The organism is Labilibaculum sp. DW002 (assembly GCF_029029525.1).
Taxonomy (GTDB): domain Bacteria; phylum Bacteroidota; class Bacteroidia; order Bacteroidales; family Marinifilaceae; genus Paralabilibaculum; species Paralabilibaculum antarcticum.
The window spans coordinates 596,915-613,202 of record NZ_JAKJSC010000002.1; the positions used below are offsets into that span (position 1 = coordinate 596,915).

Sequence of the window (16,288 nt, forward strand, 5' to 3'; positions counted from 1 at the left end):
TTAACGGTGAAAATTTAATCTATTATCTATACTTATGAGAAGAAAATTACTCCTTTATCAATTGGCTCTTTTGAGCTTTTTTTTATTGATGTCCACAAATTTGTGGGCACAAACTGGTTCGTTTGACGATCCGTATATTGTTGATACATTCCCTTATACAATTTCTGATTTTAATTCGAGTGATGGTTTTGATGCCACCACTATGCAAGGGAATTGTAACACTATCGCATGTTGTAAAGTGAAGATGGCCAAGATTATTTTGCCTGAGAAAGGGTCGTTGCTGTCTTTAATAGAAAACTTTACTCCATTAGCCGGATCTGTTATATTATATACTTCAGATAAAGAAACTCCTACATCTGTATCTGATTTGATATACTACTCAATGGCAGGGAATTTTTGTGGTTTTGGGAAATGTAAATCAATTGGTTTTGGGTATGTGTGGCCTAAAGAATATCATGGCCCATATAGTATTGCTGTTGATGAGAGTCATCCAGAAGAAGGTTGGAAGAACTTGATGAACAATGGTTTTGATTTTATTGAAGCGGGTACCTATTATGCTTTAATGTTTTGTGAAAATCAACAGGTTAATTATGGAATTGGTAGCATTACTAATATATTTTTCGATTTTGCTAGCTATTGCCCGAAAGGATCTGTTTGTAATACAATAAGTGAAGTTATTTGCAGTGGTGATGAATATTTAAGTCCTGCAGGTAATATATATACCGAAGAAGGAACTTATAAAGATATCCTGCCTGGTGCTGCTCAAGGTGGTCTCGATAGTCTCATTACGATTAATCTGGCATTTAATCAGGACATTTTAGGTGTGGATATTATAGATTCTTATACTCCCTCTTATACTTGGGTCGATGGTGTAATCTATACGGAGAGCAACAATACTGCTACCTATACCTATACTAATAAAATGGGTTGTGACAGTGTTGTTACCTTAGATTTAACGATCAACTCAACAGTTTTAACTCAAGATGTAATTAAAGATCAAGAGCTTTGTGAAAACAATCCGTTTTCTGTTACTTCTTCTTCTTCTTATACCAGCTATGCTTCTTTCGACGATGCAAATAGCAATTGGGTGCAATTAAATGATTTGGTTGTTCCTTTGGCTGCAAAAGACCGGTCTGTGTTTTTGTGGATGAAGAAAGAAAATGCTGCTGATGAAGCACAGTCCTTAGTCGGAATAAACGAAAATTCGGGTGATTATAACATCAGTAATTTGCAGATTAACACCAATGGTACTCTTGCTGTTTATGATGGTGAAGATGCTCGAAGCTCTACTACTGATGTGGTTGATGGTAAGTGGCATTATGTGGGTTACACTTATAATGATGACACAAAAGAGACCAAGCTATATGCTGATGGCAAATTAGTACTAACTTTTTCTGATAACCAGTCTTTTGATGGTAATGATTATATCTCCTTAGGAACCGAGTTCGATGGTAATAACTCCAAAAAAGGGAATTATTACGATGGATTAATGACTGAAGTCTCTTTTTGGGATGTGATTTTATCTGAGGAAGAAATTGCCACTATAATGAGTGCGCCAATAGCTGATGCCCATCCTAAGCGAAGCAATTTGGTGGCTTATTACCCTATGCTTGTATCCTCTGCCGATTCTGATTTGTCGGTAATAAAAGATGTTAGTGGTAATAATTATCATGCTACTGCCTCTTCTGCTTCTATTATTTCTACTACGCTTATCGATGAAGTTTCGGGTTTCGATGCCTCTTCTTATTATACAGGTTTATGGTCTCGTAATGGTTCTGATTTGTCGACTGGAAAAACTTTATCAATTGAAGGGAATTTGGCCGATGCAGGCGCATATGTATTAAAATTAGAACGTGATTATTTTTCGATTAGCGATGAATTTTCTCTTGTGGTAAATGCTGCACCTGCAATCAATGAGCAACCAGAAGATGCTAATGTAGTTGCAGGAGGAGAAGCTCGTTTTTCAGTAAATACGAATGCAGAAAACTACCAATATACTTGGCATCAAAGTTATGATCAGACTGTTGGTGTTGATAAAAATACAAACGGACTTCCTGACTCTAATATAAATTCAGCATTTGCTTCGGGCTCAAATATTTATGTCGCTACTGATGGAGGATTTGCCATTTCGACCGATCTTGGAAAGAGTTTTGCTATTTCTCAAAGTCTTGGAAATGCAAATTGTAAAGATGTTCTTGTGCATGATGGGACTATATATGTAGCCACGGATAGAGGATTATATATTTCAACTGACAATGGAGAGTCGTTTACAATAAAAACAACTGCCCATGGATTAAAAGATAATGCCTGTTTGAAAGTTTATGCACAAAACGATAATGTTTATGTGATAAATGGTGAGAACACTATTGGAGATGCTAAAGGTGGCGTTTCTATTTCCTTTGATAAAGGTGAATCTTTTATTTATAGAGATTCCGATTTTGGTTTAGCAGGAAAGCTGGTTACAGATTTATTTATTGATGGAGAAACAGTTTATTGTGTTTCAAAAGGAAAACCAGGTTTCGTTGGAGACTTAGGAGCTGGAGGTTTATCTGTCTCTTATGATAATGGAGGAAATTTTGCAGTGAAATTTGGTGGTGGAGTAGCTACTGCCGAACATCAAGCAACAGGGGTTTATCAGTACGGAGATCATTTATATATGTCAACTGCTGTAGGTTTGGGAATTTCAACTGATGGCGGTGAGAACTTTACATTTAAAACCACTGCCGATGGTTTGTCTGATAATTATTGTTTTGATGTTGAGATGATTGATGGCGTATTATATGTCGCCACAAACAAAGGTATCTCTAAATCGATTAATAATGGTGTGAGTTTTGAATTGTATGAAATTTACTCAGGTTCTAATGAGCTTTCTTTTTCTAATTTAAAAACAAACAGTACAACACTATTGGCTAATAATCCAACGAAATTGCTTGTTGATTATGATGGCATTGCTTATGAAACTAGTGCGGAAAATTTCTTAACGCTCAGCGATATTACTGCTGATATGGATGGTTCTGAATTTTACGTGCATGTGAAAAATCCAGATATGGCTTGTTCTACTGTTTCGAATACAGCAAGTTTAAATATTGTCAAAGGTGATTTTGAAGTTTCAAAAACAACTCTTACAACTAGCGAAAATAAAACAAGCGATACATTCACTGTTAAACTTACTGAGCAAGCAAAATCTAATGTGGTTTTAAATATTGTTAGTGATAATGAGAGTGAAAATACAGTATCTCCAGCTACATTAACATTTACAACCGACACTTGGAATACGGCTCAAACAGTTACTGTAACTGGCGTTGATGAAGATATCCTTGATGGCACACAAGAAACAAATATTGTAGTTTCGGTTGATGCTAACTTAAGTGATGATGATTACGATAAGCTTAGCAACAAAACCATTGTAGTGAGTAATCATGACAATGATGTTGTAAAAAATTCTGTTTACTTTAATGTACAGGATAATGATACCGATCCAATTCCAGAAGCTACAATCAAAATCGATGGTGAAACCTTACTTACTGATGATTCTGGTGATGTATTTATTAAATTACCGGACGGAAGCTATCCTTATACTGTTATTAGAGAAGGGTATGAAAATGCTTCAGGAACAATTGTTGTTCTTGGTGCTACTGTTAATAAAACAGTCGTTCTTCCTCTAAAGCTTATTGCAAAATATGCTGTAAACTTTACAATTTCTGATGGTAGTGCAAATGTCGAATCTGCGTCTATTATAGTTGATGGTAATACTTTAACTACTGATAATCTGGGTAAAGCAACTGTCGACCTTCCAAATGGAACTTACCAATACAGCGTAAATGCTGGTGGATTCGACGAAAAAACGGGTTCCGTTGAGGTGAAAGATGCCAATGTTGATGAATCTGTTGTGTTGGCAAAAACGGCTCCTACAACTTACACAACAACATTCACTGTCGTTAAACAAGATAACAATCCAATCTCAGGAGTTACAATTGATGTTAATAACCAAACATTAACAGCTGATGAAAATGGAGTAGCTACGATTGAATTATTACCTGGTGATTACCCATACACATGCTCGGCCACAGGCTACAAGACTTATTCGAGCGAAGTTAATATTGTAGATAAGGATTACAACGAAGAGGTCATTCTAATTGAGGCTGATCCAATACCAATGGTTAATTTTACAATCAAAAATCGTGATGGTAATGTTATCGAAGGTGCTACTGTAACTGCAAACGGAAAAGATTACACGACCAATGCTCAAGGAAAAGTTTCAGTAGTAACTGATATGATGGGCTTTTCTTACACAATTAAAGCTGACGGATATTCAGATAAAAGCGGAAGTTTCATGGGACCAGTGATGGGACCTATGGACGAAACTGTATTTTTAGATGCACTTGCAGTTGTATCTAATGTTACATTTACCGTAACAGATAAATTAACTTCTAAACCCATCGAAGGAGCAACTGTTGCTTACGATGGTGGTTCTGGACTTACTGATGCTAACGGGCAATTTACTAACCCAATTGAAAAAGGCTTGTCTAATTTTACTGTTAGTGCCGATGGTTATACCAGTAAAGGTGTTAGTGTAACCGAAGACGGAACAGATCAGAATGTAAATGTTGAGTTATCACCAATAACTTACTTGCTTGAATTTACGATTAAGGAAGGAACTAAAGGATTAAGTGGTGTTGATGTTCAAATAGCAGGTACTACAATCACTTCTGATGAAAATGGAATAGCAGAAATTTACCTGCCTATTGGTGACTACAACTGGAGTATTGACCACCCAGGATACGAAGCTAAAACAGGCCTTACTGCTGTTGTTGATAACGCAGGATGGGTTGAAGAGTATATTGGGCTTGTGAAAATTGTAACAAAATATCAAGTTACTTTCAATATTAAAGATGTTGATGCAAATCCAATTTCAGGAGCTACAATCAAAATCGATGGTAAAACATTAACTACCGATGCCAATGGTGTAGTGACTGTTGAATTGGAGAGCGATGTTTACCCATGGACTTGTGATGCGAATGCTTACGACGAAGCTACAGGTGAAATAGAGGTTAACATTACGGATGAAGTGGTGAATGTGGAGATGAAAAAAACTGCTCCTAAAACTTATCAGGCTACTTTCAATATTAAAGATGTTGATGCAAACCCAATTTCAGGAGCTACATTTAATATTGATGGTAAAACATTAACTGCCGATTCCAATGGTGTTGTTACTGTTGAATTGACAAGTGATGTTCATCTATGGACTTGTGATGCGAATTCTTACGATCAAGCTACAGGTGAAATAGAGATTACTATTACGGATGAAGTGATGAATGTGGAGATGGAAAAAACTGCTCCTACTACTTTCACAACAACCTTTAACGTTAAAGACGAAGATGGAAACCCAATATTGGGTGCAAGTATAAAAGTTGGAGAAACAACAGTTTCTTCTAATGCAAGTGGTGTTGCCACAATGGAACTTACCAAAGGATACCACTTCTTTGATTGTAAAGCAGACGGTTTCTTAGATCTTAACGATGAATTTGGCGTTAAAACAAGTGGTACAGTCGTTAATATTATGATGGAAGTACCTAGATTCGAAGTTACTTTTAATGTAAAAGATGCAGACTCTAAGCCTATAATAGGTGCAACAATTGTTGTAGATGGTGAAACCCTTACTATCGACGAAAGTGGTCAAGCATATATTGACCTTACAAATGACACTCACAGTTGGACTTGTGACGCTAACGGATTCGACCCATCAACAGGAAATATAGAGCTTGCTGGTGCAGATGCTATTGTTAATGTGGAAATGGTAAAAACTGCTCCTACTACTTTCACAACAACCTTTAACGTTAAAGACGAAGATGGAAACCCAATATCGGGTGCAAGTATAAAAGTTGGAGAAACAACAGTTTCTTCTAATGCAAGTGGTCTTGCAACAATGGAACTTTCTAAAGGATTCCACTTCTTTACTTGTAAAGCAGATGGTTTCTTAGATCTTAACGATGAATTTGGCGTTACAACAAGTGGTGCTGTCGTTAATATTGAGCTGGAAGTACCTAGATTCGAAGTTACTTTTAATGTAAAAGATGCAGACTCTAAGCCTATAATAGGTGCAACAATTGTTGTAGATGGAGAAACTCTTACTACTGACGAAAGTGGACAAGCGTATATTGATCTTACAAGCGGCACTCACAGTTGGATTTGTGATGCTGAATGTTTTGAGCAGTCTAGTGGGATGCTTAGTATAAGTGAAGCTAAAAATGAACAAATTACCCTTGTAGCAAGTAAGTCTTCAGGTGTTGATGTTCAGACTGCCTGTGGTTCTTACGAGTGGATTGACGGTAATGTGTATACCGAAAGCAACAATACGGCGACTCATACTTTGACCAACTCAGTAGCTTGTGATTCTATCGTTACATTGAATTTGACCATTAATCAGCCAAGTACTGGTGTTGATGTTCAGACTGCCTGTGGTTCTTACGAGTGGATTGATGGTTTGCTTTATACCGAAAGCAACAATACGGCGACTCATACTTTGAGCAACTCGGTAGGCTGTGATTCCATTGTTACATTGAATTTGACAATCAACAAGCCAAGTACTGGTGTTGATGTTCAGACTGCCTGTGGTTCTTACGAGTGGATTGATGGTATGATTTATACCGAAAGCAACAATACGGCAACTCACACTTTGACCAACTCGGTAGGCTGTGATTCTATCGTTAGATTGAATTTGACAATCAATAAGCCAAGTACTGGTGTTGATGTTCAGACTGCCTGTGGTTCTTATGAGTGGATTGATGGTGTGATTTATACCGAAAGCAACAATACCGCAACTTATACTTTTACCAATTCAGTAGGCTGTGATTCCATTGTTAGTTTGAATTTGACAATCAACAAGCCAAGTACTGGTGTTGATGTTCAGACTGCCTGTGGTTCTTACGAGTGGATTGATGGTTTGCTTTATACCGAAAGCAACAATATGGCAACTCATACTTTGACCAACTCGGTAGGTTGTGATTCTATTGTTACTTTAAATCTGTTTATTCCAGAAATTGAAACTTTTGTAAGTGTTTCAGGAAGAACAATGAGAAGCAATCAGGACGGTGCGGAATATCAGTGGTTTAAAGTAGGCATAGTAGATGAATTAATTTCGGGAGCTTCTGGTCAATCTTATGTTGCCTTGGAGAATGGGACTTATGTTGTTGAAATTATCAGGGGAGATTGTTCTGAGTATTCAGATGAGGTCATGGTGAATGATTTCTCAGAGGAGCTTGGTCAATTGCAAGTGAATTCGCAGATGTATCCGAATCCTAGCCATGGAGCAGTTACTTTAAATCTGAAAAAGACTTATAAAGAGCTGAAGGTGGTTGTGATCGATGAAAATGGTAAAACCCTTTTGGTGCAGCATGAAACCAATACCCGCGAAGTTCAATTTTTTATTGATGGAGCTCAGGGAATTTATTTTATACAGTTGTTCTCAGGATCCGAGAAAGCAATTCATAAAATAATGAAATACTAAAAAAAAATAATGAATTAAGCATGTCAGGAGAAAAGCTGAAAAGCTCCTCCTGATATGTTTTTTTATTTGCCAAAATAAAAATACAACCAAATGAAATTCAGTTTAAAGTATATTATAATTTGTTTCGTTCTTGTAGTATTTACAAGTCATACAAAGGCACAGGAGAACTCTGTTACAGGAGCCAATTATATTTCCACCGCAGTACCTTTTCTTACCATTACCCCTGATGCCAGAGCAGGGGCGATGGGGAATAATGGTGTAGCAACCAGTCCTGATTTATTTTCCATGCATTGGAATGCCGCAAAGTACAGTTTTGCCAAGGAGGAATCAGGTATTGGGGTTTCTTACACACCCTGGTTAAGAGAGGTGGCAAACGATATGAGTGTTTCCTACCTTTCGGCTTACTACAAGCTCGATCAATTGCAAACTATTGCGGGTTCCATGAGGTATTTTAGCTTAGGCGATATCTTTTTTCAGGAAAGACTTGATGAAATCCCTGTGAAACGCCAAGCTTACGAATTTGCTTTTGATCTGGCCTATTCGCGTAAATTGTCTGAGGCGCTTTCCGGAGCAATAAGTTTTAGATACATCTATTCCGATATTGTTCAGGGAAATAGTGCCGCTCAATCGGCATCAGTATTTGCTGCCGACCTTTCCTTGTATTACAAAAAGGAGTATGGGTCTTCAAGTGCACCCTCCATTTGGTCTTGGGGATTAAATATCTCAAATATTGGTTCTAAAGTGAAATATTATGAAGATGCCGAGCGTGAATTTATCCCTGTAAATTTAAAAATTGGAACTGCTTATAAATATCAAATTGATACCCATAATTCAATTAGTTTTTCTGTTGATATGAATAAATTATTAGTACCAAGTTCGGCAGGGAGAAGAATTGAGATGGGGGGAAAATCGGAAGATATCATATCATCTCCAGCTAGTAATAATTCTGTTATGGGAGGTGTTTTTAATTCCTTTACTGATGCTCCAGGAGGCTTTAGAGAGGAGTTGCACGAAATTACACTGGGATTTGGTGCGGAGTATTGGTACCAAAATCAATTTGCAGCTCGTACAGGCTATTTCTATGAGCATGAAAGCAAAGGAAACAGGAAGTATTTTAGTGCAGGAGTAGGTGTTAAACTTGATGTGTTCAATGTCGATTTTGCCTATTTAATTCCAACCGCTACGAATCACCCACTGCAAAATACCTTGAGAATTTCTTTATCAGCGAATCTCGATTTTAAAAGCCTTTTGAACTAAATCCGATTCTATTCATTTTAAAATCCCCACCTCAATGAACTGCACCCCAAATGTTAGACTCAACATTTGGGGTGTTTTTTATGTGTAATTTTATCTAATTCTCATTGAGATACAACAGGATTAAAAATAGGACATTGCTCATTGCTTCATATAACAAACTTAGTGGTTGCTTGGAAAATGTTCGGGTAAATCTGGCTTTGTCTACTGAAACCAGAAACAAGTTTGGGAAAATGAAGACGTTTGGTATGAAGAGTAAGCTGACCTTTTAAATGGTAATCGCCAGAGTGTGAATTATTGCTGAATTTGGATCATAACAACTCTTGTCCGAGAATAATGAAGTCAACCTTGACAATTATAATTTGAGCCCAGATAGGGCCAATACATTGCTTGTTATGGAAGATGGGCAGCGAAAGGAATTAGGAACGTCGAAAAAGTGTTAATTTCTCGTTCACCTTTATGAATTTATTATAGACCAGTTCACAATTAATCGAGACTCATCCATGAAAGTTTTGGGCATAAAAAAAGCATCAAAGTTTTTCAACCTTGATGCTTTAAAGCGGAGAGAGAGGGATTCGAACCCCCGGTACGTTGCCGCACAATAGTTTTCAAGACTACCGCATTCGACCACTCTGCCATCTCTCCTTAATTGAGCGGGAAACGAGACTCAAACTCGCGACCCTCAGCTTGGAAGGCTGATGCTCTATCAACTGAGCTATTCCCGCAGAAAATATAATAGTGGGGAGAGCAGGATTCGAACCTACGAAGACGAAGTCAGCGGAGTTACAGTCCGCCCCAGTTGGCCACTTTGGTATCTCCCCAATATATTTACAATAAAATTGAGCGGGAAACGAGACTCAAACTCGCGACCCTCAGCTTGGAAGGCTGATGCTCTATCAACTGAGCTATTCCCGCAGATCTTTAGCAATTCATCAATCGTTATTGAATGAATTTGTTTGCTTCAGAATGTTGTGGGAAGAGCAGGATTCGAACCTACGAAGACGAAGTCAGCGGAGTTACAGTCCGCCCCAGTTGGCCACTTTGGTATCTTCCCCAATTGCAATGTTTTAAAGAACTTTGTTTCTTGATTGCGGATGCAAATATAGGGGCTTTGGTAGAATATACAAGGGGTACCCGAGATTTTTTTTCAAAAAAAAGCTTTTTTTTATGTAAGTGTTTGATTTACTAGAAACTATTTTTGAACTTTTTTTTGAAAAAAATAAACGGCGAACTGAATATTTCCTCTTTTTGTGCATTTTTTATTCAAAATTAGAATCGATTATTTTGAATATCTTGTAATGAATGTAAGTTTGATAAAATGGAAAAGTAGATGGAAAATGGCTTTCTAAGAAGAATTTTATACATAAAGAAAGCAATGAACTCTAAATTACAATATATGCGCTCAGGAAAGCTTTAAATGCAGATAGAGTATTTATTTGCCGATTGATGTTTAAGAGGCATGAGTCGAAAGTAAAGAGCAAAAAAAAACGGAAACTAATTGCTTAGTCTCCGTTTTTATATTTTTTTGTTTTTACTATTTCAACATTGCTTTCGCTCTGGTGATGTATTTTTCAACGTCACGAGCTTCTGCTGATTTAGCAAAATCTTTTTCAATTTTTTCGTATGCTGCAATAGCACTATTAAAATCACCAACCATTTCGTAAGCGATACCTGCTTTTTGCAAGTAGATTGGAGTCGTAAAGTCATTTGCATTGAATGAACTTGCATCCATATAGTTCGAAGCAGCTTTTTTAGTTTCTCCAAGTTCCATATATGCATCACCAGTTGCAGCAATAGCTTCAGTGCTCAACAAGAAGTCATCAGAACTAAATTTACCTAAATGATCAATTGCTTTTTGGAATTCACCAATTCTTAAATATGAAATACCTGCGTAATATTGAGATAGATTACCTGCAGAGGTAGAACCAAATTCATCGATAATACTAAGAACACCAGGATAATTCTCATCGCCATTTAAAACAAGTTTGAATGAATCTTGATCGAAATATCTTTGTGCTTGGTATATTTGACTCTTAGCATTCTCTTCAAGAGGTGCTTTGTAGTACTTTTGGAAAGCAAAAATAGCTACAGCCACTACCATTATTGCAAGAGCTATTGTGGTAAGCTTCTTTTGATTTTTCTCGATATATTGTTCGGTTCTCCCTAAAGCTTCTTCTAAGTTTTCAAAATTATCTTCGTGAACCTGATCGTTTTTGTTTGTAGACATACTAGAAATATTTAATGTTTTATTTTTTCTAACGCAAATGTAATTTTTTTTACGAAATATAAGGCATAATTTCTATAAAAAATGAACAAGTGATTTTACATTATTAATAGATCTAAATAATTAAATTCGAATTGATTTTATTTCGTAATTTTGCAGCGTTCACCTAAGTTATATTATACATGCATCTGGAAAAAATATCCCTCTTAAATTATAAAAACATACTTGATTTAGAATTGAATTTTTCGCCTAAAATAAACTGTTTTATAGGTAATAACGGAATGGGGAAAACCAATTTGTTAGATGCTGTCTATTATCTGAGTTTTTGCAAAAGTTATTTTTCTTCTACAGATCAGCTGAACATCAAACACGAAGAACTCTTTATGGTGCTTGAAGGCAACTATAAGCGAAAAGACAAGGATGAGCTGATTTATTGTGGTGTTAAGCGCGGACAGAAAAAGAATTTTAAGCGGAATAAGAAGGAATATAAAAAACTTTCGGAGCATATTGGACTATTGCCCATTGTAATGGTTTCGCCAGCTGATGTTCGCTTGATTACCGATGGGAGCGATGAGAGACGTAAGTATATGGATAGTGTAATCTCTCAGTATGACAGAAAGTATTTGGATGATTTAATTCGATACAACCGTGTAATTCAACAGCGTAATAAGTTGCTGAAAGACTTTGCTCGTCGTGGCAAGTTTGAAGAGGATAGTTTGAGCATTTGGGATGAACAGATGATAATTCTATCAGCTTCAATTCATGAAAAACGCCAGAACTTTTTGAATAAGCTGATGCCGGTTTTTCAGGAATATTACAATATCATATCAAAGGGAAACGAATTGGTAAAGCTGGAATATAAATCTCAGTTAAACGATCACAGTATGCGAGATTTATTGCGCCATGCACGATTGAAAGATCAGGTGATGCAATACACAACCGTAGGTATTCATAAAGATGATTTGATCCTTTCACTTGGCGATTATCCTATAAAGAAAATGGGATCGCAAGGGCAGCAAAAAACCTATTTGATTGCGCTCAAGCTGGCTCAATTCGAGTTTATAAAGAAGCTTTCAGATTATAACCCGATTCTTTTACTAGATGATATATTCGACAAACTGGATGCAGAACGTGTTGAGCAAATTGTTCACTTAGTATCCGAAGAAAGGTTTGGACAAATTTTCATATCAGATACCAATCGCGATCATTTAAATGAAATACTTTCGGGAATGGATCTCGATTATCAGTTGTTTGTTATCGATAAAGGTGCCATTGTAAGCTAAATAAAATGAGAAGAAGTAAAACTGAAAAAATAGACCAGTTAATTCAACAGGTACTTAAGGAAAATAATTTAGACGGAAAATTGAAGGAGTATGAGTTGGTTACTTCCTGGGAGAAAGTAATCGGGAAGACGGTTGCCAATGCTACGACTGATATTTACATCCGAAATCGAAAATTATTTGTGAAAGTTCGTTCTTCGGTTATTCGAAATGAGCTTTTAATGATAAAAGATGGTTTAATAAAAGCTTTGAATCGAGAGGTTCAAGCCAATATTATAGATGATATTATTGTACGATAAAAGAAAAGCGCATCAAGATTACTCTTAATGCGCTTTTTATCTATTCTTAATTTCGTATTAAAACATTTCCGTTCCTGCAAAATGAAATGCACCTTCGATACAAGCATTTTCATCACTATCGGAACCGTGAACTGCATTTTTAGACATCGATTCAGCAAATTGTTTACGAATAGTTCCTTCTTCGGCTTCGGCAGGATTAGTAGCACCAATTAATTTTCTAAAATCAGCCACTGCATTCTCTTTTTCAAGAATTGCTGCGACAATGGGACCTGAACTCATAAAATCAGTCAACTCGCCATAAAATGGACGTTCTTTGTGAACCTCATAAAATACTTCTGCCTGTTCTTTGCTGATTTTTGTGTATTTCATTGCTGCAATTCTAAAGCCACCCTTTGTTATTGCGGCTAAAATATCACCAATATATCCATTGGCTACAGCATCTGGTTTTATCATTGTGAAAGTTCTGTCACTTCTCATGTATGTGTATAGTTAAATGTTTCGTATACAAAATTAATTATTCTGAGCACCTGTGCAATAGTTCGTTTAACAAAACAAGAAAAATACAAGCGCAGCTAAATTTGTTTTCAGACTCTTCAGTTTATTATTAAACGATCTGTTGTATCTTTACGTCTTATTTTTAAATCAACCCAATAAAAGAATGAACGATTTGCTTAATAGGATTGACAAAAATCTAATTAAAGAAGCGAAAGTATTACTTTCTGATTCAACAAAAATTTCAATCATACCTCATTCAGGTCCAGATGGTGATGCGATAGGCTCATCGCTTGCTCTATATCAATATTTAAAGAAAAAAGGAAAGCAAGCACAGATAATAAGTCCAAGTGCATACCCTGTATTTTTAAAATGGCTGCCAGAAAATTCTGATGTTTGGATTTATACCAATGGTAAGAAAAAGGCCGAGGAGTATTTGAATTCTTCTGATTTGATATTTATTGTAGATCATAATTCTTTTAAGCGCTCGGGCGATTTAGAAACAGTTCTAGAGAAAGCTACTGCAAAAAAAATAATGATTGATCATCATCCAGAGCCAGAGCCAATTGTAGATTTGATGTTTTCGGATGTGAAAATGTGTTCTACTTGCGAAATGATGTACGAATTTATTGAAGCATTAGGCGACGAGAACTTAATTGATGATCGAATTTCAGAATGTATTTATACTGGAATCATTACTGATACGGGTGGATTGAGTTACAATTCTTCGCAACCAAGAACCTATCAAATTGTAGGTAGCTTAATTGCAAATGGTATTGATAAAAGTAAAATTCATTCTAATGTATACGATAATTTCTCCCCAGATCGCATGAAGTTGTTAGGACATTGTTTGGATCAAGGAATGGAAGTGTTGTCTGACTATCAGGCGGCTATAATAAAGCTTACAAAGGAAGATTTAGTACGTTTTAATTACAAAGATGGAGATACAGAAGGCTTTGTGAACTATCCTTTATCTATCCAGGGCATGAAGATGTCAGTTATCTTTATTGAAAAAGATGATGTGGTAAAAATTTCATTTAGATCGAAAGGAAATGTTCCTATTAATAGTGTTGCTCGCGAATATTTTAATGGTGGAGGACATATGAATGCCGCTGGAGGTAGAACAGATCTTAAATTAGATGAAGCAATAAACCTATTTAAGAAAGTATTGCCTGATTTTCATAAAACTTTGGAAGAAAAATAAATCACTATTTGTAAAATAAAAGACTTAGTGGTATGATATTTGCTCAGTTACGATTAGTGGTCGTCTTTGATTGATGATGATTTGTTTTAGGGGATAATAAAATCAAAGATTAACCAATATTGCCCGATTTTAGGTGGTCGGGATAGTAACCTGAATTTTTATCTATGAAGTTCGCAGCGCAGATTCATCATCTGCGCTGTTTTTTTATGTCCTATTTATCTCTGTGGATAAGGAAAATTGTAGGTCTCTTGTGTAAATCAGGAACATTGTTTTTCCAGTTTTTAACAGGCATTGTTTTGATGTATTCCGTTTCGAGCGTAATGTCGGCAGCAATACAAAGCTTGGTACTTGGATGGCAATTTTGAATCAGATCTTCTACCATTTTCATGTTTCGAAAAGGTGTTTCGATAAACATTTGGCTTTGCCCTTCGTTAATCGAGCGATTGTCTAATTGCTTGATCTTTTTTGCTCTTTCTCCCGCTTGAATTGGTAAATAACCATTAAAAGCAAAGTTTTGTCCGTTAAAACCAGATGCCATTAAGGAAAGTAGGATAGAAGATGGACCTACCAAAGGAATAACCTTAATGTCTTTTGTGTGTGCAATTTTCACAACATCAGCGCCAGGATCGGCAACTCCAGGACAACCAGCCTCTGAAATGATTCCCATGTCATGCTCTTTAAGAGCATTTAAATATCCTGAAATATCATTTGGCGAGGTGTGTTTGTTCAATTCATAAAAGGTCAATTCATCAATATTGATGTTTCGATCTATTTTTTTCAAATAGCGACGAGTTGTTCTTATATTCTCAACAATAAAATGTTTAAGATCAGGAATAAGTTGTTGAATGTGCATTGGGATTACCTGATCAATTTCAGAATCACCCAAAGTTGTTGGAATTAAAAAAAGTTTGCCCTTCATGATTGATTAATTTTGGGCAAATGTACAAAATAACTTATTCACTAATTCTGTTTGTTGAATTCAATTTCATTTTTCTTATTTACATTCAATATGAATAATTTTGAATTCAAGTTGATTTGTTTCATCTTTGCACTTCATCGGCATTATTGATTACAATATGACACAGATTGCAGCTAAAATAATATTAAATCGAAACTTTATTCTGGTTCTTGCAGTAATTTTAGGATTGCTAATTGGAGATTGGGCTACTTTACTAAAGGACTATACTTTTTATATTTTAGCGATTGTTATGACTTTCTCTACAACGGGAATTTCGACTAAAGCAATGTTTCCTTTAAAGGAGATGTTTGTGCCCATGTTGCTTGGTTCATTTTTAAACTATGTTGTTTTTGGTGTTGTTATTATTAGTGTTTCCTATTGGTTAATGCCTACGCCCGAATTGTTCCTTGGTTTTGTCGTAATTGCTTCAACTCCTCCCGGGGTTGCTGTAATTCCCTTCTCGCACATTTTAGATGGAGACCTTAAATATGCAATTGTTGGAACTTTAGGCGCATTTATTTCTTCCTTGTTTTTTGCACCACTTATCGTCAGCTTATTTTCGAATGTTGACGGAGGAATCGACCCACTTCAATTGTTTGTTACAATGGTGCAACTGGTTTTACTTCCTTTGTTGATTTCTAGATTATTACTGTGGAAGCCGATCAAGCCAACGGTAGAGAAGGTAAGGGGGAAGATTGTCGATTGGGGATTTGCTCTCTTGATTTTTACTGCTGTAGGCTTAAATAGGCAAGTTTTCTTCTCAAATTTTGAGATACTATTTCTTGTTGCTCTGGTCTTGTTTCTTAGTATATTTGGTTTGGGATGGTTTTACGAATGGTTTAGTAAGAAAATTGGCATTTCGGCGCCTGTGGCAGTTACTCAAAACCTGTTGGTTACAATTAAGAGTTCAGGCTTTGCTGTTGTAACAGCATTAACATTGTTTGGTAAAGAAGCGGCTATCCCTTCTGCCGTAATGGCAATATTTGTTTTGTTATATTTACTCTACCTTTCCATAAGAAAAGAGTATTTCGGTACCAATAAAAGTGATTAGCCAGCAGATTTACATTAGA

9 protein-coding genes and 5 tRNA genes are annotated in these 16,288 nt (G+C 36.1%); 6 read left to right on the forward strand and 8 right to left on the reverse strand.

All coding sequences use genetic code 11. The annotated features are described in order from the left end of the window. The first annotated feature begins 34 nt into the window (after positions 1–34). Positions 35–7,507 carry a LamG-like jellyroll fold domain-containing protein gene (locus L3049_RS13965; RefSeq protein WP_275110434.1) on the forward strand — a complete coding sequence of 2,491 codons (7,473 nt, stop codon included), beginning with the start codon at positions 35–37 and terminating at the stop codon, positions 7,505–7,507. 90 nt (positions 7,508–7,597) lie between these two features. After that, complete coding sequence (porV, locus tag L3049_RS13970; protein WP_275110435.1) at positions 7,598–8,764, forward strand: type IX secretion system outer membrane channel protein PorV; 1,167 nt, start codon at positions 7,598–7,600, stop codon at positions 8,762–8,764. 557 nt (positions 8,765–9,321) lie between these two features. Here porV and L3049_RS13975 read toward each other — a convergent pair. From L3049_RS13975 to L3049_RS14000, 6 genes are all read right to left on the reverse strand, one after another. Beyond that, a tRNA-Ser gene (locus tag L3049_RS13975) sits at positions 9,322–9,406 on the reverse strand. 7 nt (positions 9,407–9,413) lie between these two features. Beyond that, a tRNA-Gly gene (locus tag L3049_RS13980) sits at positions 9,414–9,486 on the reverse strand. Between the two features lie 14 nt (positions 9,487–9,500). Next, positions 9,501–9,582: transfer RNA gene (locus L3049_RS13985), tRNA-Tyr, on the reverse strand. Between the two features lie 21 nt (positions 9,583–9,603). Next, positions 9,604–9,676, reverse strand: a tRNA-Gly gene (locus L3049_RS13990). A gap of 57 nt (positions 9,677–9,733) precedes the next feature. Continuing rightward, positions 9,734–9,815: transfer RNA gene (locus tag L3049_RS13995), tRNA-Tyr, on the reverse strand. Positions 9,816–10,295: 480 nt separating this feature from the next. Next, positions 10,296–10,988 (reverse strand): tetratricopeptide repeat protein, encoded by a 693-nt coding sequence (locus L3049_RS14000; RefSeq protein WP_275110436.1) that lies wholly within the window; start codon positions 10,986–10,988, stop codon positions 10,296–10,298. 179 nt (positions 10,989–11,167) lie between these two features. Between L3049_RS14000 and recF the strand changes: the two genes are divergently transcribed. Together recF and L3049_RS14010 are read left to right on the forward strand one after the other, a co-directional pair. Then, positions 11,168–12,268 carry a DNA replication/repair protein RecF gene (gene recF, locus L3049_RS14005; protein WP_275110437.1) on the forward strand — a complete coding sequence of 367 codons (1,101 nt, stop codon included), beginning with the start codon at positions 11,168–11,170 and terminating at the stop codon, positions 12,266–12,268. A gap of 5 nt (positions 12,269–12,273) precedes the next feature. Further along, positions 12,274–12,564 carry a DciA family protein gene (locus L3049_RS14010; RefSeq protein ID WP_275110438.1) on the forward strand — a complete coding sequence of 97 codons (291 nt, stop codon included), beginning with the start codon at positions 12,274–12,276 and terminating at the stop codon, positions 12,562–12,564. Positions 12,565–12,621: 57 nt separating this feature from the next. On the opposite strand, the gene L3049_RS14015 is transcribed toward L3049_RS14010, so the two are convergent. Then, a complete protein-coding gene (locus L3049_RS14015) occupies positions 12,622–13,041 on the reverse strand; it encodes a nucleoside-diphosphate kinase (protein ID WP_275110439.1) in 420 nt (139 codons plus the stop codon). A gap of 181 nt (positions 13,042–13,222) precedes the next feature. On the opposite strand from L3049_RS14015, the gene L3049_RS14020 reads away from it, so the two are divergent. After that, the gene (locus tag L3049_RS14020) at positions 13,223–14,260 is read left to right on the forward strand and encodes a DHH family phosphoesterase (RefSeq protein ID WP_275110440.1); all 1,038 of its coding nucleotides are present in this window, start codon (positions 13,223–13,225) and stop codon (positions 14,258–14,260) included. A 211-nt stretch (positions 14,261–14,471) separates the two neighbouring features. Here the strand turns inward: L3049_RS14020 and L3049_RS14025 are convergent, their stop codons facing one another. Next, complete coding sequence (locus L3049_RS14025) at positions 14,472–15,179, reverse strand: SAM-dependent methyltransferase (protein WP_275110441.1); 708 nt, start codon at positions 15,177–15,179, stop codon at positions 14,472–14,474. Positions 15,180–15,336: 157 nt separating this feature from the next. Between L3049_RS14025 and L3049_RS14030 the strand changes: the two genes are divergently transcribed. Then, positions 15,337–16,269, forward strand: coding sequence for a bile acid:sodium symporter family protein (locus L3049_RS14030; RefSeq protein ID WP_275110442.1), 933 nt, complete (start codon positions 15,337–15,339; stop codon positions 16,267–16,269). Positions 16,270–16,288: the final 19 nt, after the last annotated feature.